Below are 18396 nucleotides of genomic sequence, written 5' to 3' on the forward strand. Positions count from 1 at the left end.
GCTTCGCATACAGCGCGGGACTTATAGCTCCCCGAACCCCTCAATAGTTAAACAGGCTCCTGCAATCATTAGTCGGAAGCGCTTCAGAAACAGGATTTTGGTGCTGCCAGAACTGAGCCGTTGGCGCCAGCAGATAATTCCACCCAGCGTCGTCCAGCCCAGAATCCACAGCCATTCTGCCCATTCCGGCCAAGTGTGAATGAGCTGGCGATCGTCCACTGCAGCACTAATGATTTGACTGATCAGGTTGGCATGGATGGTTACTCCTGCCATCCGTTTCGGTGCCCCCAGGATCTGGCTATTGTAGGGCGTATAGAATAGGTCTTTCAAACTTTCCGCCGTACTGCCAACCAGCACAATGCGATTGTGCAATAGACCCGATGGAATTCGGTTTTCCAGAGCATCGATCAGGCTCAGTGTTTGAAAGCCTTGAGTATCGTCCCGGTAATTCAGCAGCACCTGATACCCTTCTTCTTTGGCTCGGATGTACCCTCCATCGTTGGCTCTGAAGCGAGGAAAGATCACTGAACCTGCATAAACCTGATGATCAGCATTTTGATCTACTTTGACGCCATTCTGTTGCAGATATCGATAGGCCAGTTTGAAGCTAAAACTAAATACCGGGTTGCCTGCCGGATCTGCCAGGTACAATAATCCTCGTCGCACTCGGCCATCCGTATCCAGTACCAGATCATTGGCTCCTACCTGATCCTGTTGCTTCAAGGCGGGAGGGGGAGCAACGGCTGAACTATCCGAACTACTGACCACCTTCTGCACCCCGATCAGGTTGGGAGTTGTTTTAAACAACTGCACCAGCTCCTCATGACCTGGCTCGATCGGCAAATCCCGGTACAGATCCAGCCCGATCGCTGTGGGTTGCTGCTGTTTTAGATTGTTTAACAAACGAGCTAGTGTGACATCCGAGAGCGGATATTGTTGCAACTGTTGCAAATCGGTTTACCCGATCGTAACAATCACAATTCGGGGGTCGATCGCTGCCCTGGGCCGCAGTTGAAAGAGTTGATCCAGTGTTGCCAGTTCTAACAGTTGCAGCAGCCCCAACAAGCGCAGTGCGATGACAACGCCTGTTACCGTAGGCACAGTAACCAGGACTCCTCGCCATGCCCACACTTTCTGTTTGACTTTGGCCCACATATTCAACTCTGGCTGCAACCTTTCTTGTCAAACTGCACCCGTCTACTTCACTACAGTACTGGCTGATAGGGATTCTACGATCGGTTCAGGTGCCAAAGTCCCTAAACCCGCAGACCTTAAGAGCCGTTCCCAACTGGTGATCAGGCTGGCATCGGTGGGATTAGCCTGACGTAATTGGGCCAGCGAGGCCAATGCTTCATACCAGATACCCTGATCGGCATAGAGAGCAGGCAAGTCGCGTTCAGTAGTTTGTTGAATTTTTTCAGATAGCCCTGCACTGGGAGCAGTTCGTTCAACCCAGCCCTCAGTATTGGGATTGCTATTGCGATCGACAGTATTGCAATTAATCGTCAAAAACCAGTGATAGCGCTGACCAACTTCCAAAGGTTTCACCGTATCCGGCAACGTGAAGCCGACAATTCCAGCCTTGGAAGGAAGCGTCAGGGTAGTTTCATAGACGACTTGAAAATCATCCTGCGTCATCAGCAGAAACTGAGCCGTTGTGGCTGAGGACTGGGGGGCATACCAGAAAAAGGTGGGATGGCTGTTGAAGGTTAACCCAATTTTGACTGGGAGGCAGTAAAGCGGTGAATCGCTGATTACCCTTGAAGCAGGCTCCACCTCGAGTTGCACCTCCTGCTGTAGCGGGGGGATTCCCCAGATTGGGAGGTCTGAATGTCTGGCTAATCATCCAGTTTCCATCAAGGATTGGATGGGAAAGGCTGGGAGTGGGTTCGACGATCGCCGCCTGAGAGGATCCCATTGAGATGATTCCAGCCGTGATTGTACAGACAGATAAGGCAACAGACAAAGATCTCTTCATGCTGGTTCTATGGATCTCGGCTAATAGAAAATAAGACAATGAATTTGGTTAATGCCAGGATGCACCGAGAAGTTGGCTATCTGTTACCACACCTTCTATTCTTCCCAATCCAGATTAAAAATCGAAGTATCAGGAAATTTTGTCGGGTTATTATTGGCTTCCAGTTTTGCCTGCAGCTTTTCCAGGAGGGGTTCGGGGCGAGACAGGTGATCCACCAGTTCGTAGGGCATTACCTGTTCTGACAGGGCAAAGGCTGCAGTTGTTCCGGCGGCAGCCCCAACTGACCATTCGAAAGAATGCACCCGATAATCGGCAGCCGCGATCGTGCTCGTGGCGATTGCTTTTCCAGCAACCAGTAGGTTATCCAACCTTTGCGGAATCATCGCTCGCAGGGGAATCTCACCGGGATAGGCAGGGCCATGAGCTTGTCGGACTCCGGGACGTTCAATGTTACCTGGTTTCTCCGGCGGTGACTCCTGCATACAGGGGTGAAAGTCCACCGCATATTGAGAAATGCCAACTGAGTCGGGATAAATAGTCGATCGCGTGCGTTGTTTGATCTGATCAGGATTGATGTCGCCTGATGGCAGCTTGAGAAATTCCAGACCTGCCAGGAACTTCCAGAGAGTTTGATACTGAGCGGAGGTCAAATTCTGCTGGTAAATTGGTTCACGATAATCAATTTTGGCGATATCAATTTCATTAATACTGAACCCATTAGGAAAGGTGACCGATGGCCGACCAATAATCCGTCGTGCTTCCCGGATGTAGGGATATTTGGAAAGGCCATGAACTGTTCCCATGGGTGAACCCAGGCCACTGACATAGCGATAATTTAAATCCGGTTTTTTGACACCCTCGCCTAACTGGGAATCCGTGGTTCCGGCCACCAGCCAATGATAGAAGGCGATCGCATTTTCTTCTGCCCGTTGCAAAGTTTCTGTTCGCAAGCCACCCATCCAGCCACCGGAAGCCAGTTCACCCCGCTGTTGCAGTTGTTCACGGGTATAAATCAGGTTATCCATAGAAGTTCCCGGACGGTAGTCATTCCCCCAGGTCCAGTTCTGCATGGAAATATCACCAGGACGAATTTCTGCCACTCCTCCAGATCTGGACGATCGAGGACGCTGTTGGTAATCCGGACTCCAGATGCGACGGTAAGTAAACACTCTCTCCACCGAGGCATGGTTCTTCGTCTCAAAGCTGAAGTAGGGCGCGTACTGGGGATAGAAAGATGGCATTGGTTGGGGCTGCGGGGTGGCCGTCCGTTCCATTGCAAAGGTATAGGTGAATCCCTGAGTGCAGTACGGATCATTGGTTTTCACAGGCGAAGATGGATTGACCGATGAGATAGGATCTAGTCCCAGGCGATAGGGCAGATCGGCCAGGGCAATGATCTCCCCGGTTTCGGTGGCTTCGATGACGTACCAGGGAGAGGGATTTTGAAGTTTGGAGTTTGGAGTTTGGATGGGGTTGAAATGGATGATTTGTTTGGTGAGACGCGGGGAGTTATCGTAGCGGTAGGCATCTGTGATGATTTGGGAGAGCGGTTCGGTATTGAGGGGGGGAGTACCAGAGGCGGCACGGTGCTGAATGGCGATCGCACTGGTGATTTGTTTTCCATCTGGCGTGTACTCCAGGTCTTTAATCACGGTATTGGGGAACCATTTCAACTGCCCTTTCCCCTGGTGGGCAGCCTGTTGCAACATTCCCTGCAGAATCTGATGACCGTTACTGGGCAGAAAGCAAGATACACTTACCCAGCAACTCCCGGAACTGAGACTGCCGTATTTGTTGTATAAGTGCCGCCGAAGTTCGTTATAGCCACGAGGAAAAAAGCGCTCTTGCCGCATACGTTTGGCTTCGTCTAGGGCCGAAGTTCCCTGGGAGGAAACCTGCCCCCCCAACCAATCAGTAATTTCTGTTAAACAAACGGTGCGACCTGCCAGCAATGCTTCATAAGCGGCAGCCGTACCAGCCAAACCGCCCCCAATCACCAATATTTCACACTCTACGGTTTGGTCTGGAGTTTTGGGTAGGATGGGTTGCACAAGAGGTTGGGGCTGGGCCTGGGCAGAGAGAGGCAGAATGATCGCGGCTGATACCACAACCTGTCCCAGTTTCAGGGGCACAATAAAGCACGAGAAATGAAGTTTCATGATCCAATCTGCCTGCAACTTCAACCTCACTATAGCTATCGTCTGGGGATGCTACGGATTTTTTGATGTTGAGTAACGCATCAGACAATTGAGCAAGTGACCAACAGACCTACACGATCTATAAGTAAATCCTATTTAATTTACATCCTGGACAAAGATATTTTCATGTTTTATCCGGGAACTTTTTTCCCTTTTAACTGAATAAAAGAAAATCTTTTCTCGCTGTAACTCAATCTACAGAGCGTTTTTCCTGATTGTCGGGTACCCCAGCAAAAAAGGAAATCAGTCAAAAGACAGATCTTGTGATTAACAAAACTCCATAATGTGATGAGGAACTTCATGATTAGTACGGAGTTAGTACGCATGAGTATTCAAATCCTTGCACGCTTACTGAAGAAAAGAACTGGTGTAGTTGCGACTGCGATCGCCAGTAGCTTAGTCAGTCTGCCTGTTCTGGCGGGGGAACCACCTCCGATTCAATGCAAAAGCCGACTGCTGTACCCACATCGGAGGTTACTCCCAAGACGGCTCCCATGAATGCGACTCCAGCGGATGCAGCTCCCACAGGAACTCCTGCTACCGGAGTCTATCAACTGGAACCGCCTCCCACTGAGAAAGCGCCTGCTGTTTCCAGTGAGGCTGCCACTCCAACGTCTGAAGCCAATCCTACTCCTGGAACTAATACAACCAGTGCTACACAAGGCAATATTGTCGATGTGGCTACGTCTAAGGGCTCATTCACAACCCTGTTAGCTGCTGTCAAAGCTGCAGGCTTAACGGACGTACTTGCTGAGGGTGGCCCCTATACGGTGTTTGCCCCGACTGATGCGGCGTTTGCTGCCCTTCCCAAGGGCACGGTAGAAACCCTGTTGAAACCGGAGAACAAAGAAAAACTGAAAAAAGTTTTGGCCTATCATGTGGTTCCCGGTAGTGTGAGTTCCTCGGCGATCAAACCAGGTCAGGTCAAAACCTTAGAAGGCAGTGCTGTGACTCTCAAAACATCGGGTGACAAGATTATGGTTAATAATGCCAACGTCACATCTGCCAACATCAAGGCCAGCAATGGCATGATTCATGCGATCGACAAAGTGATCCTACCCCCAGATTTGTAATCCCTGCTGATCATTACAAAGTTCCCTGTTATCCAACCTTTTCCAAGTTCAGACTGGAGGTTCTCTTCTTAGAAAAGCTCATCTGTTAGCTAGATTTGGTTGAGTTCCGCATCCCCAGATCTTCAAGATTTGGGGATTTTTTGTGAACAGTCCTAGCTGTCGGCTAGAAGCCGCGCCTACACAGGCAAAACTTGCCTGCGCGGGTTATTTGGATGCCAATGCTAGTTGGCGAAGGTCGACGTTGATGGTGTAGCTGTGGTTTGAACCACCGGGATTAAAGAATTTGTCAGTCAACCAGTCCCAACCGTGAGAGTTGAAACAGTCGGTTACTTTTGTACGTCTTTTATAAAGTTTGTTTATTTAACTAAACAGAATAACTGAAGTTTGTCTTATCTTAATGCCTCCCAATCCTGATATGATTCATTACGAGATCCATTCTTGTAGATAGAGTGAAACAAATTAAGGCTGGAAGCGCTGGACATCCAAAGTTTTTCCAGAGTATTTGCTCTGTCGATAGAGGGCAGTGTCAAAAAGATATCAAAGAAGCTCAGAAAAAATCTGAGCGTTTCTTCTGTATCATCTTTGTCGCGAAATTTTTAACGAGTTAACAGGAAGGGAGATATGTCTTACGCGCAAACGAGAACCCAGACCAAAGCTGGGTATAAGGCGGGGGTACAGGATTACCGCCTGACGTACTACACCCCAGATTACACCCCCAAAGATACAGATATCCTGGCGGCCTTCCGGGTGACCCCTCAGCCTGGTGTTCCTTATGAGGAAGCAGGTGCGGCAGTAGCGGCTGAATCCTCTACCGGTACCTGGACAACCGTGTGGACTGACCTGCTGACTGACCTCGATCGCTACAAAGGTCGTTGCTATGATATCGAACCCGTTCCCGGTGAAGATAATCAATTTATCGCCTACATTGCTTATCCTTTGGATCTGTTTGAAGAAGGATCTGTCACCAACCTGCTGACCTCCCTAGTTGGGAACGTGTTTGGCTTCAAAGCTCTGAAAGCCCTGCGTCTGGAAGACATCCGCATCCCCGTTGCCTACTTGAAAACCTTCCAGGGGCCTCCCCACGGGATTCAGGTCGAGCGTGACAAGCTCAATAAGTATGGTCGTCCGCTGCTGGGTTGCACTATTAAACCCAAGTTGGGTCTGTCCGCGAAGAACTATGGCCGTGCGGTATACGAATGTCTGCGTGGTGGTCTGGACTTCACCAAAGATGACGAAAACGTCAACTCTCAGCCTTTCCAACGCTGGCGTGATCGCTTCCTGTTTGTCGCCGATGCGATTCACAAAGCTCAGGCCGAAACGGGCGAAGTCAAAGGTCACTACCTGAACGTGACTGCACCAACCTGCGAAGAAATGATGAAACGGGCAGCCTTCGCCAAAGAACTGGAAATGCCCATCATCATGCATGACTTTCTGACAGGTGGTTTTACCGCTAACACCAGTCTAGCTCGCTACTGCCGCGATAACGGTCTGCTGCTCCATATCCACCGAGCGATGCACGCCGTAATCGATCGGCAAAAGAATCACGGGATTCACTTCCGGGTGCTGGCAAAATGCTTGCGGATGTCCGGTGGTGACCACATCCATACCGGAACCGTGGTTGGTAAGCTGGAAGGCGATAAGGCCATCACCCTTGGTTTCATCGATCTGCTGCGGGAAAACTACATTGAGCAAGATCGGTCTCGCGGTGTTTACTTCACTCAGGATTGGGCCTCTATGCCTGGTGTGATGGCAGTTGCTTCCGGTGGTATCCACGTCTGGCACATGCCCGCCCTTGTAGACATCTTCGGAGATGACTCTGTCCTGCAGTTTGGTGGTGGTACGCTGGGTCACCCCTGGGGTAATGCTCCTGGTGCAACAGCTAACCGTGTGGCTCTGGAAGCCTGTGTGCAAGCCCGGAACGAAGGTCGCGACCTGATGCGTGAAGGTGGCGACATTATCCGTGAAGCTGCTCGATGGAGTCCTGAACTGGCTGCAGCTTGCGAACTGTGGAAGGAAATCAAGTTCGAGTTTGAAGCCGTTGATACCGTCTGATGAGGAGTTATGAGTGGTAAGTTATGAGTTTTAAGTTGACAATCCACTTAAAACTCATAACTCAAAACTCAAAACTTTCAATTCATGGATCTTAAGCAAATTGCCAAAGACACAACCAAAACCCTGATCAGTTACATGACTTATCAGGCATACCGGGTGGTGATTGCTCAGTTAGATGAAACTGAACCGAAACGAGCTTACTGGCTACGTCAGTTTTCTTACCGGGTCAGTATTCAAGACAGTGAAGCGTACCTGACCGCTCTCTTTCACGAGGAACAACGGTTAGCCTTTCGGCTACTAACGGTACGTGAACACATTGCGGAAGAAATTGCCGATTACCTCCCAGAAATGCTGCGGACGGGCATCCAGCAAGCTAATCTCACGCAACGAACGCAGCAACTAGAGCGCATGACGCAAGTAGATCCATCGGCTTCGACAACCCATCCAGAGCAAGGATCGGGGTACGAACCTGACAGTTTTTAGCATTAGGCTTTTAGCGAGTCGCTAATTGCTTTTCATCCAAACAAGACGTTAGACATTATCGAGGATCTCTATGAAGACTCTACCCAAAGAGCGCCGTTACGAAACTTTTTCTTACTTGCCTCCCCTCAGCGATGCTCAAATTGCTCGCCAAATCCAGTATGTGATTGATCAGGGCTATTTCCCTTGCATTGAGTTTAATGAAGACTCTAATGCAGAAACCTACTACTGGACAATGTGGAAGTTGCCTCTGTTCAACGTTACTTCTCCACAGGAAGTCCTGAATGAAGTGCAACAGTGTCGATCGGAGTATGGTAACTGCTACATCCGTGTTGTGGCATTCGACAACATCAAGCAATGCCAAGTGATGAGCTTTATTGTTCACAAACCCGGCACCAGCGGTAGTAGTTACCGTTACTAAATCTCGTTTTATCTATGTGTGAGGGTGGGCATATCGCTCACCTTTTTTGTCGCGGAGACGTTCCAACGGAACGTCTCTACGGGGTGTCATCCACACGGCCAGACCACCAGGGGATAGTTACTGTCCCACTGGTAGAAATGTTGCATGAGGCTTAGCTCTAAACGTCTCTGTACTGACCCAGGCCAATCCTTCACTGGTACCCACCCATAACTTGCCTCCGGTATCCGGTGATAAGGAAAGCACCCGACTGGCAGGCAGGTAAGGAATTTCTCCACCCGTTGCTCCGTTAAAGGGATTGACCCGCAGTAAACCGGTTGTAGTTCCTACCCAGATGCTGTTCAACTTATCAAAACGGAGTGTCATCACGTTGCGGCCCTGCAGTTGGGTGACGGTTCGCAGCTTAAATAGCGCCGGATCAGTAGACACAAACACAATCTTTTCGATCTGTGGAGGTTGGCTAACCGGACGACTGGATTGGGATCTGTTTTTTGGCGAGGGATGATTTGACGATCGCCCTTTTCCGGCAGGACGGGCTGTAGATTTAGCATCTGGTTTGGCGCTGGGTGGACGCACCAGTTGAATTGTGCGTTGAATGCCTACATCTGCGGCATATAACCCGGTAGGAGTACCGAGCCACAGCATTCCCCAGGGATCAAAATCCAGTGCCTGTACAGTTTTGCCAGGAATAGTATCAATCTGCCGCATCAGTAGGGCACTGGCCGTATTTACCTGTACCAGTCCATTTAAAGTGCCCACCCACAAATTTCCCAGAGGATCTAAAGTCAAGGCATTAGCACTCACTCCGGGCAGATTTTTTACCGTCGTCATCAATAAGCCTTGATCCGGGCTGATCAACGCTAACCCTGCATCGGTGCCCACCCACAGGTAACCCCGCTGATCCACCAGCATGGACAGCACCCGATTGGAAGGCAGAGCAAAATTTTGAGCCGTAATTTCTCCCGATCGCGGATCAATCCGAACTAACCCTTCATAAGTCCCCGCCCAGATCCGACCGCTGCGATCTTGAGCCAGAGCACCCACCGTCGTATTGGGTAAGCTCACCCGATTCAGAATCCGTCCAGTTTTGGGATTGATCTTAGCCAACCCCTGCCAGGAACCCACCCATAATGCTCCTTTACTATCAGGCTGTAAGGCACTGACCCGGTAATCCGCCGCTACCGTTTGTTCTTCAATATCCTGACGGCGATTGGGGAGGGGAGTTTTGCGGGCAGGAGGAGCATCAGGAGAATAAAACGGGGCAGACTCGATCTGGGGGGAGGGTTGGGTTAGAATGCCATCCTGCGAAAAGGCTGCACTGGCAGTTATCCCCATAGCTGCTTGCATACTGAAGAGCAGTAACCAGGAACTAACTGAGAACCTGGATGTTGTAACCGAGACTGCCATAACCCTACTCCGCACACTGAATTGCCCATTCAGGGCCATCATACTGCTAGTTTTAAGGAATGGATCGATCGATTACGGATCTTTTATCTGGTATCAGGGATGAGGACAACCTAAGCTGCCAGCAGGACGAAACCTAAACGTTCTAAATCAGCTAGACGGTCTTTCATTAGCTCAAATGCCTCCGTTTCCGTAGTTGGTTGAAATGTGACTAAGTTCAGAGGCCGAATTTTGAGCCAGTGCTGAACCAGTGCATTAACACTTTGGGGTTGATCGATCAGCATCAGCAGGCAACTGGCTATTAAACCGTCTACTTTGATAGGCTCATTGGTCTTTTGCAGATAATGACTGATTTCAAACAGTTTCGATTCTGCGATCGACTCAATCAGGTCAGCTTTGAAGGCCGCCGTTTTGAGCTGGGGATGCAGATAGGCGGTTGCCTGCCGCCATTGATCATCTGTCCAGTTGGAAACGGGAGTGTAGGGGGTTGCCTGCCCAGGATGACCACACCATAGATCGAGCAGACGGTGACAGGGATGCAGCAACTCAAACAGGTGTAGTTGCTCCTCAACAGTTTTCTCAGCCAGGGCCAGACCAATTTCAATTGGTAAGGCACTAAAGTCTTCAAATAGTTCCACTAGATCCCACTGCCACCAGTTCACCATACTGATGAATTCCAGGTTGGCCGCCCTCAGGATAGCGAAAAACTCAGGAATATTAACCCCCTTGTCTCCTCGCAGCAGATGGTTTGCCAACAAACGTTCATCGTCCACTTCAAAATCAGTATTCCAGGTTCTCGCTTTGAGCAGCACGCCACTTTTCAGTGCTTTCATGATATCTCGTACTGCGGTCAGTTCAGCTTCATTGGGAGAGTTATCCATTAAACCCATGATGGTGAAAAATTCTTGTGCCTGGTGGAATAAGGCCCGTTGCAACCGACTGTGAAAATTAGCTCGAATAATCCCCTCCGGTTTGAGTACAGCTTTCATAGCTGCAAGGCCCGCTACTGGATCGGTCAATAGATAAAGAACTTCATCACAGTTAATGTAATCAAACTCCAACCCCAGGCTGGGCAACTCTTCGATAGTTAGAGCATGGAATTGAGCATTGTCAAATCCGTGATATTTGAGACGTTCCCGCGCTAGTTTGACAGACTCCTCGGAAAGGTCAATCCCAACAATTTTGGCACCAGGGTTGGCTTCAGCCAACACCAAGGACTTGTAACCACTGCCACAGCCAGCATCTAAGATGACTTTTCCTTCCGTGTTCAGCACTCGCTGGTGGTTCACATAGTAGGGCGTAACCAGATCGTGAATGTAAAGGAGGTGAGTGTCTCCTTTGGGCGATCGCTCTAGAGGAACCCTGGGATAAGGAGCCGTGTCAAACTGTTGACGGATTTTTTCAAGTAACTCGGTGGCTTGAGTATTCATGTCAGATTCTCCTGGAGGAAAAGGGTCAACTCAGGGGCGATCGCGGGATCCCTGATGCAATTTATATCCCGCATTATTGTAATGTTCCCCGCATCATAGTCCAGTTCAACCAGTTAGATGGAAACATTAATTGGTAAGGCGAAAATAAGTAAATCAGTGGAGTGAATGCTCTGAATACCCAATGACGTTCAGTTAAGAGGGGTGTATTGTTTTTGTTATTAGTTAACATTTATTGCATTGCAGCCAATCCATCTTGTTTGTGTCGATGACCGAACCAATAATTTGTACGTTGCAGAAGTTGGATAGCTGGAAGGAGGGGCGCAATATGGAAGTGATTCCCGCGATCGATGTGTTGGGAGGAAAGTGTGTTCGTCTGTATCAGGGCGATTATGGTCAGGTGCAAACCTTTGATGAGAACCCGGTGGATGTGGCTCGTCGCTGGGAAGCCGAGGGAGCCACTCGTCTGCACGTTGTCGATCTGGATGGAGCGAAAGCGGGTCAATCCGTTAATCTACCAACCATTGAAGCGATCGTCCGGGCGGTATCCGTTCCTGTCCAGGTGGGGGGTGGGTTGCGCGATCGTTCCACTATCGCCAGTTTATTGAATGTTGGGGTACAGCGAGTGATTGTAGGCACTGTTGCCGTGGAACAACCCGATTTAGTCACCCAACTCTGTCAAGAATTTTCAGACCAGATTGTCGTCGGCATTGATGCCCGCAATGGCAAAGTGGCGACTCGTGGCTGGCTGGAAACGTCAGAAGTGCTGGCGACAGAATTAGCGCAACGAATGTCAACAGCGGGTGCTGCAGCAATTATTTATACCGATATTCACCGGGATGGTACTTTGCAAGGGCCAAATTTAGAAGCCCTGCGGGAATTGGCAACCGCGATCGAGATTCCGGTGATTGCATCAGGGGGGGTCAGTTCCGTGAGGGATTTGTTAAGCTTGTTGGGATTGGAGCCTCTGGGAGTGGTAGGAGCGATCGTCGGGCGTGCCCTCTATACCGGAGAAGTATCTCTAAAAGAAGCCCTTCGCGCTGTAGGGCCGGGACGCTGGCAGGATGTTCCCCCTGATTTTGGTTCCTCTGCGCTGGCGTAGCTTTCATCCCAAAGCGCGGCGGCTTTGAGCCAGATCCCGAATTAAGGGCAGGCGAGATTGCAGATAGGTGTTGAGTAGGTCGGTTTCCTGGGAGTCGAGCGATCGCTGGCTTTTGAGTTGCCGTAACAACCATTGCACCAGGGTTTCGTCATCCAGGTTTAGCAGTACCTGGGTTTGGGTTGCTTCTACCAGAGACCAAATTTGACGCAGTAAAAAAGGAGACATGCAACTGCTTCCAAAGGACATTGGGTTATACAAACCAGCAACCTCTTTGGGTTACTCAGTTCACGGCAAGGAAAGCTTAAAACATTTCCTTATGACTTCCACCATACCCAGATTCCGTGCTTGTCAAACGGGGAACACACAAGTTGAAACAAGAGTTACCAAACAGTAACCAAACCATTAAGGATTTGACCAGGTTTTTCAACAGCCTCTCATTTTCCAATTTCTGTCTAGACTGCCCCAAAAAGCCTGACCACACTCAGTCTTCGACACTCAGAAAGCTTACTCTATCTGGTTTCTGAGCTGAAATTGCCGCCCCTTTACTGACTCACAGAGCGGGTGCCCGCATAAGCTGCGATCGGTTCTTTAATGAATCGAATGTAAAGGTGCTTAAAGGTTGATTTCACAACACGGGGCATCCCGAAGTCAATCGGCACCAGAGACTCTGGCAAGCGCCAGTCCGCAATTTGCAACTCGCTGGGATGCAGGTGCGGAAAATGCATGGCTTCCAGATCAGGGCACACGCCTAACCGTTGGGAGGCAACGATCGTCGGAATTGTTTCAGGATCCGCCTGCAAAATATCCACCACGGCCCGATCTAAAGCAAAGACATTCGATGCAGCTCCTAACACGCCCAAGGGACGGGGTTCGCCACCACTGGGGCCATTTCCCTCATGACCGATGATGCCATCCAGAATGGTCAGGTCGGGAGCAATAGCGCGGGCCGTTTCAACCAGCATCATGCCAAACCGAGCGCGGTTTTTTCCGGCTTCCATCTGACTGCACCATTTGCGCCACACAATACACGATCTCTGGGCGAGTCACACATTCCTTAGCCGGTCGTGCCCCAGTTAATAAATTGGGTTTCAACAAGACGCGATCGCCCGGTTTCACAATGGCAGCCATTCCTCCCAGTGGCTCCAGCAAGACTTCCAGCGATCGTCGTAGCTCTCCAAGATCGTAGGATTCAGCCCGAATCAAACTAACAGTGGGTTGAGTTAAGGTCATAGAAGTTGAGAGTTAAGAGTTGAGAGTTAAGAGTTTTGACGGGTCATTGGTTCTTTGCCCGTTGTCCGCCGCAATGACGAATGACCAATGACGGATTCATTGTGACTGATTGGTCATCATCCACTATTCACTCACTATGCGATCGCTTCAACGCCGTGACCCGTTCGGCATTAGAGAATACATCCTTACCCTGAACCACCGACTGGCTTGGCATGAAGGGAGTCCTGCAAGTACGTTGCTCTCCAAAGATTAGCAGAGTCAAGCAGGAGTGTGAAGCTGGCGGTACAGACACTTGAGAAATTGCTGTACTTTACAGGTTTTCTATGATTACTGCCCTAAAGCCGGATGGTTCTATTCATACCGATTTTCGAGTCTGCCAACTCTCGCTTCCAGGGCATTTAACCGATCTTTGGCTTCGATCGCCAAAATTGCCAATCGATCCAACCTCTGCTGATCGGATAACTCTGGAGAACGGGTGCGGCGGGAAGAGGGCAGGGAAGGAGCAGGAGCGGAGGCATAGCCCCGTTGCCGCAGTTGGATCACTTCAGAACGAAGTTGAGTAACCTGTGATCGCAAATCATTAATATCGGCCTGCAAATTGACTGTCACCTGAGCCTGAGTGCGTCCCTGCCAGCCTAACAGGAGCGCCGTAACAATGACCAGACCGACCAACAGCAGGCCCAATCTGCTTAGCATCAAAGGGAGTTTCATAATCTTCACATTGAGTTACATTAAGTGGGAAAATAAATCTTGTCCAAGTCCAGAACCGGAGTTTCTCTGATCGGAAAACTTCAATTATCTAACTGGATCTGGTTTGAACCAGGAATGACCGCGAACGGGACGGAAGAGAGATGCTCAAACGAATTGTGGTAATAGTTTTCATGGTAATCAGCCTGAGTCTGCAAGGGTGTATACCTGGAGGCGTAACAGGGTTCAATAGCTTTGTTGATGCGACCGATGGCTACCAATTCCTTTATCCCAACGGCTGGCTACAGGTAAAAGTATCGGATGGCCCGGATGTAGTATTCCACGATTTAATTGAGCAGACTGAAAATGTCAGTGTGGTAATTAACCCAGTTGACTCAGGCAAAACCTTGAAGGATTTAGGGCAACCTGGAGAGGTGGGGTATAAGCTCTCGAAAAGCGCGATCGCGCCTCCTGGATCGGGACGGGAAGCAGAATTGGTAAATGCCGAAGCACGGGAAGTGGGTGACAAAACCTATTACCTGCTGGAATATGCGGTTAAACTTAGCGACAATCGCCAGCGCCATAATCTTGCCAGTGTGGCAGTCAGTCGGGGCAAGCTCTACACCTTCAATGCCTCCACCCCTGAAGCTCGCTGGGAGAAAATGAAGGATATATTAGAACAGTCGGTGAAATCGTTCTCAGTGTATTAAAAATTGGGGCTTGGGGATTAGGAATTAAATTGCGATTTTCGGCTCATGGTGCTTCCTCAGTTTGTTTTGGCTTCGGCTTCTCCAGCACGGCGGCGATTGTTGCAGGCGGTGGGTATTAATCCGATCGTTCGTCCCAGTGATTTTGATGAATCGCTGGTGCAGGATCCGGATCCCAAAACTCTGGTGCAAACTCTGGCTTTGCGAAAGGCTGAAGCGGTGGCAGATCAACTCGCCAAGGATGAAAGTCGGGGAGGCGCAATATTGCCTCTCCTGGTCATGGGCTGCGATTCGGTACTGGCAATTCATGGCGAAATTCACGGCAAACCGAATAGTCCAGAGGAAGCGATCGCCCGCTGGCAACAGATGCGCGGTCAGGTTGGGGAACTGCTGACAGGTCATGTGTTGATTGAAATGAGGGAGAATGGGGGATTAGAGATCAGAGATCAGGGATTGGGGAAAAATCCAACATCCAACATCCAACATCTAAAGTCCAAAACTCTCGTTCGTTGTCAGACTACCCAGGTTTACTTTGCTAATGTCAGCGATCGTCAGATTGAAGCGTATGTGGCGACTGGGGAACCGCTCAACTGTGCGGGCTGTTTTGCACTGGAGGGCAAAGGGGGATTGTTTGTTGAAAAGCTGGAAGGCTGTCACAGCAATGTGATTGGCCTGAGCTTGCCTCTCCTGCGTCAAATGCTTACCGACATGGAATACAACATTGCCGATTTCTGGTAGTCAGAAAAGAAATACTTTTAGGCATAGATTGTTCTGGGTTTGTAGACTTCCGATTCGTGAACTTTGGGAGTCTCCGTGTTGTAGAGAATTTTTAGAGAAAATTAGGGGTGCAAACTCGCATGGGGGCTGTGATGATCACTCTGAAGAGGCAGGCACCCGTTATGTGGGCGGCAATCTGAAAGGTTTGACCCAAAAACTGGGGTATCTGAAGCGATTAGGCATTACTGCCCTTTGGGTCAGCCCGATCTTTAAACAGGTGCGTTTCCAGGAGACTTACCACGGTTACGGCATTCAAAACTTTCTGGAGGTGGAACCCCACTTTGGCACTCAAGAAGATCTGAAAGAACTGGTACGGGTAGCTCACGAAAACGGTATCTATGTGATTCTGGACATTATCTTGAATCATGCTGGTAATGTATTCAGCTACAACCTTGATCGCTATTGGACTCAAAATGAAAAAGGCGAATGGTTTCTCGATCCTCGGTGGGATAATAAACCATACTTAGTCAAAGGCTGGAACGATCAAACTGGTTATCCCACTATTCCTTTTTTCAAAGCTAATCCACAAAATCCTCCAGATGAGAATGGTGCTGTTTTACCACTTGAACTACAAGATCCATCTGCATTTACTCAGAAAGGTCGCATCAATAGTTGGGACTACGACCCCGAATTTCGCGAGGGAGATTTCGAGGATCTGAAAGACATTCACCACGGCTATGGTTCCGCCGATGAGTACCAGGTATCTGATGCCCTGCGCCATTTGTGTGCAGCCTATCAATACTGGATCGCCTATGCCGACATTGATGGCTTTCGGATTGATACTGTCAAGCACATGGACATTGGTGCTACCCGCTATTTTGTCTCCGTGATGCACGAGTTTACCCAAACCCTTGGCAAAGAGAATTTCTTCCTATTAGGCGAGATTACAGGCGGTCGCAAACGAGCTTGCGAAACCCTGGAACTGACTGGACTGAGTGCGGCACTGGGCATTGATAATATCCCTGATAAGCTGGAATATCTGGTCAAGGGATACCGCAATCCCAACGACTACTTCAGCCTGTTTCGCAACTCCGAGTTGGTCAACAAAGGTTCCCACATCTGGTTCCACAATAAGGTTGTTACATCCTTTGACGATCATGACCAGGTGCGCAGGGGCAAGCACAAGGCTCGCTTCTGTGCTGATCTGGGGGCCTCAAAAGTAGTACTGAATGTGCTGGCGCTGAATGCAATGACACTAGGCATTCCCTGCATCTATTACGGCAGTGAGCAGTGTTTTGATGGTCAGGGAGACAGCGATCGCTACATTCGAGAAGCCATGTTCGGCGGTGAATTTGGCGCGTTCCGAACCCGGGGAGTGCATTTTTTTAATGAAGACAATCCGGTTTATCGAGAACTCGCCAAAGTTCTGGAGATTCGCTGAAAAAACATCGTACTGCGTCGTGGTCGGCAATACCTGCGCCCCATTTCAGCACCTAATGATGGAGTTTGCTTCAGCTTGCTGGAGATGGTGGGGGGAGAAATGCGATCGGTGGTGCCCTGGTCACGAATTTTTAATGACCAGGAAATACTGCTGGCAATTAACACGGATTATGATCAGCCCAAAATGGCCTGGGTGACGGTTGACAATGAACTGCACCAAGCAGGGGATATTTTGACGTGCATTTGCTCGACGGATGCGGCGCAGATCGGGCAGTCAGTGACGGTGGAAGCGCGGAATGGCAAGGCCGTGTTGTTGACTGTTCCAGCAGCAGGTTTTGTGATTTTTGAGTAGTTGATAAAGAACAAGCGATTTAATCTCGGAGGACATCATGACTCACACAATCAATGACAATCTTGAAGTAGCAGGCAACATAGAAACAGTTGCAAAGTTTTCTCGTTCCAGTAGCGACGTTTCTGCACTTCTCGAAAGTGGTTCAGGTAACGAGGTTTACCTTCGATTCAAGAACAGGGATACAGGAAGTAATTCCTGGATGGCTGGCATGGATGATGACGAGCAATTCAAGATTGCTTATGGCGCAGATGGAGAAATTCGGGGATCTGAAACTAAACTGTGCGTTGCCCAATCTGGGAACGTCGGTGTCGGAACGTCTAGTCCGCAGGCCAAGCTGGAAGTACAGGGGCCGTGGTCAGACTGGATGTTTCTGCGCCAACAGCGAAACGTAGAAGGTGACGGTGGCTTCCATATTCACAATCCTTGGGGTAATTCAGATCAGCCACAGGGTGATCCCTCCAGGAATCGCCTAGAAATTGCTTACAGAACACCAGACGGCCAGGATCTATGGGGTCAATTTGTCCTTCACAGACCTAGCGAAAATGTAGGCATCGGAACGGCCAGTCCGCACGCCAAGTTACAGGTCAACGGTGACATGATTGTTACGGGAGACATTGTTTTACAAAATGCCGACTGTGCGGAAGAATTTGCCATCAAAGACTTGGAAATGATTGAACCAGGAACCGTTATGGTGCTTGGTGAAGAAGGCTCACTGTGCCAAAGCACAGAAGCCTATGACAAGAAAGTAGCGGGCGTCGTTTCCGGGGCTGGCGATCTCAAAGCTGGCTTGGATTCTGGACAAGCAATCTGAGTCAACGAACCGGATGCCGATCGCCTTGATGGGCAAGGTTTACTGCAAAGTCGATGCTCAGTATGCCGCAATTGAGGTAGGCGATTTGTTGACGACTTCTCCCACTCCGGGTCGTGCGATGAAAGCCACCGACCCGACCAAAGCCTTTGGCACGATTATTGGCAAAGCCTTACGCCCACTAGCAGCAGGAAAAGGGCTAATTCCCATTCTGGTTGCGCTTCAGTAAGCGTAAAAGTGAAAGGAAAGGCTGACCAATGATGCTCCAGAACCTGAAGTTACTAACTAATTACCTACGCACTTTGAGCGGGAGAATTGTCCTG

General features: G+C 49.6%; 19 protein-coding genes and 1 pseudogene. 11 read left to right on the forward strand and 9 right to left on the reverse strand.

The genetic code is table 11. The features are described 5' to 3' along the window. Window positions 1-21: 21 nt before the first annotated feature. The 3 genes and pseudogenes from ACUVQO_RS10300 to ACUVQO_RS10310 form a co-directional block, all read right to left on the reverse strand. Window positions 22-1155, reverse strand: a pseudogene (locus tag ACUVQO_RS10300) (CHASE2 domain-containing protein). A 42-nt stretch (window positions 1156-1197) separates the two neighbouring features. Next, window positions 1198-1788: a DUF928 domain-containing protein gene (locus ACUVQO_RS10305; protein ID WP_445925792.1), complete on the reverse strand. Its 591-nt coding sequence runs from the start codon at window positions 1786-1788 to the stop codon at window positions 1198-1200. Window positions 1789-2073: 285 nt separating this feature from the next. Then, window positions 2074-4137 carry an FAD-dependent oxidoreductase gene (locus ACUVQO_RS10310; protein WP_445925793.1) on the reverse strand — a complete coding sequence of 688 codons (2064 nt, stop codon included), beginning with the start codon at window positions 4135-4137 and terminating at the stop codon, window positions 2074-2076. A 479-nt stretch (window positions 4138-4616) separates the two neighbouring features. Here ACUVQO_RS10310 and ACUVQO_RS10315 point away from each other — a divergent pair, with 479 nt between their 5' ends. The 4 genes from ACUVQO_RS10315 to ACUVQO_RS10330 all read left to right on the forward strand — a co-directional run bounded on the left by ACUVQO_RS10315 (window position 4617) and on the right by ACUVQO_RS10330 (window position 8202). Further along, window positions 4617-5249 (forward strand): fasciclin domain-containing protein, encoded by a 633-nt coding sequence (locus ACUVQO_RS10315; protein ID WP_445925794.1) that lies wholly within the window; start codon window positions 4617-4619, stop codon window positions 5247-5249. A 621-nt stretch (window positions 5250-5870) separates the two neighbouring features. Continuing rightward, a complete protein-coding gene (locus ACUVQO_RS10320; protein ID WP_445925795.1) occupies window positions 5871-7301 on the forward strand; it encodes a form I ribulose bisphosphate carboxylase large subunit in 1431 nt (476 codons plus the stop codon). A gap of 84 nt (window positions 7302-7385) precedes the next feature. Continuing rightward, window positions 7386-7784: a RuBisCO chaperone RbcX gene (rcbX, locus tag ACUVQO_RS10325; RefSeq protein ID WP_233743788.1), complete on the forward strand. Its 399-nt coding sequence runs from the start codon at window positions 7386-7388 to the stop codon at window positions 7782-7784. Between the two features lie 70 nt (window positions 7785-7854). Beyond that, window positions 7855-8202 carry a ribulose bisphosphate carboxylase small subunit gene (locus tag ACUVQO_RS10330; protein ID WP_233743789.1) on the forward strand — a complete coding sequence of 116 codons (348 nt, stop codon included), beginning with the start codon at window positions 7855-7857 and terminating at the stop codon, window positions 8200-8202. A gap of 117 nt (window positions 8203-8319) precedes the next feature. On the opposite strand, the gene ACUVQO_RS10335 is transcribed toward ACUVQO_RS10330, so the two are convergent. Then, window positions 8320-9606, reverse strand: a complete 1287-nt coding sequence (locus tag ACUVQO_RS10335; protein ID WP_445925796.1) for a ligand-binding sensor domain-containing protein — start codon at window positions 9604-9606, stop codon at window positions 8320-8322. A 110-nt stretch (window positions 9607-9716) separates the two neighbouring features. Further along, window positions 9717-11033, reverse strand: a complete 1317-nt coding sequence (locus ACUVQO_RS10340) for a class I SAM-dependent methyltransferase (RefSeq protein ID WP_445925797.1) — start codon at window positions 11031-11033, stop codon at window positions 9717-9719. Window positions 11034-11298: 265 nt separating this feature from the next. Here ACUVQO_RS10340 and hisA point away from each other — a divergent pair, with 265 nt between their 5' ends. Then, window positions 11299-12132 carry a 1-(5-phosphoribosyl)-5-[(5-phosphoribosylamino)methylideneamino]imidazole-4-carboxamide isomerase gene (gene hisA / locus ACUVQO_RS10345; protein WP_445925798.1) on the forward strand — a complete coding sequence of 278 codons (834 nt, stop codon included), beginning with the start codon at window positions 11299-11301 and terminating at the stop codon, window positions 12130-12132. A 3-nt stretch (window positions 12133-12135) separates the two neighbouring features. On the opposite strand, the gene ACUVQO_RS10350 is transcribed toward hisA, so the two are convergent. From ACUVQO_RS10350 to ACUVQO_RS10365, 4 genes are all read right to left on the reverse strand, one after another. Continuing rightward, complete coding sequence (locus tag ACUVQO_RS10350) at window positions 12136-12357, reverse strand: hypothetical protein (RefSeq protein WP_445925799.1); 222 nt, start codon at window positions 12355-12357, stop codon at window positions 12136-12138. A 317-nt stretch (window positions 12358-12674) separates the two neighbouring features. Next, a complete protein-coding gene (locus tag ACUVQO_RS10355) occupies window positions 12675-13130 on the reverse strand; it encodes a DUF362 domain-containing protein (RefSeq protein WP_445925800.1) in 456 nt (151 codons plus the stop codon). Further along, complete coding sequence (locus ACUVQO_RS10360; RefSeq protein ID WP_445925801.1) at window positions 13084-13362, reverse strand: hypothetical protein; 279 nt, start codon at window positions 13360-13362, stop codon at window positions 13084-13086. Before ACUVQO_RS10360 ends, ACUVQO_RS10355 begins: the two co-directional genes overlap by 47 nt. A 351-nt stretch (window positions 13363-13713) precedes the next feature. Continuing rightward, entirely contained in the window at window positions 13714-14073 is a 360-nt protein-coding gene (locus ACUVQO_RS10365) for a hypothetical protein (protein ID WP_445925802.1), read from the reverse strand. A gap of 140 nt (window positions 14074-14213) precedes the next feature. Here ACUVQO_RS10365 and psbP point away from each other — a divergent pair, with 140 nt between their 5' ends. The 6 genes from psbP (at window position 14214) to ACUVQO_RS10395 (ending at window position 18302) form a co-directional block, all read left to right on the forward strand. After that, complete coding sequence (gene psbP, locus ACUVQO_RS10370; protein WP_445925803.1) at window positions 14214-14759, forward strand: photosystem II reaction center PsbP; 546 nt, start codon at window positions 14214-14216, stop codon at window positions 14757-14759. Between the two features lie 45 nt (window positions 14760-14804). After that, window positions 14805-15494 (forward strand): nucleoside triphosphate pyrophosphatase, encoded by a 690-nt coding sequence (locus ACUVQO_RS10375; protein WP_445925804.1) that lies wholly within the window; start codon window positions 14805-14807, stop codon window positions 15492-15494. A gap of 163 nt (window positions 15495-15657) precedes the next feature. Continuing rightward, the gene (locus tag ACUVQO_RS10380; RefSeq protein WP_445925805.1) at window positions 15658-16914 is read left to right on the forward strand and encodes an alpha-amylase family glycosyl hydrolase; all 1257 of its coding nucleotides are present in this window, start codon (window positions 15658-15660) and stop codon (window positions 16912-16914) included. Between the two features lie 75 nt (window positions 16915-16989). Continuing rightward, window positions 16990-17265, forward strand: coding sequence for a hypothetical protein (locus ACUVQO_RS10385; protein WP_445925806.1), 276 nt, complete (start codon window positions 16990-16992; stop codon window positions 17263-17265). A gap of 37 nt (window positions 17266-17302) precedes the next feature. Beyond that, window positions 17303-18076 (forward strand): hypothetical protein, encoded by a 774-nt coding sequence (locus tag ACUVQO_RS10390; RefSeq protein WP_445925807.1) that lies wholly within the window; start codon window positions 17303-17305, stop codon window positions 18074-18076. A 13-nt stretch (window positions 18077-18089) separates the two neighbouring features. Next, on the forward strand, window positions 18090-18302 hold the full coding sequence (locus tag ACUVQO_RS10395; RefSeq protein WP_445925808.1) for a hypothetical protein: 213 nt from the start codon (window positions 18090-18092) through the stop codon (window positions 18300-18302). Window positions 18303-18396 lie beyond the last annotated feature (94 nt).

It is taken from the genome of Leptodesmis sp., from assembly GCF_052746595.1.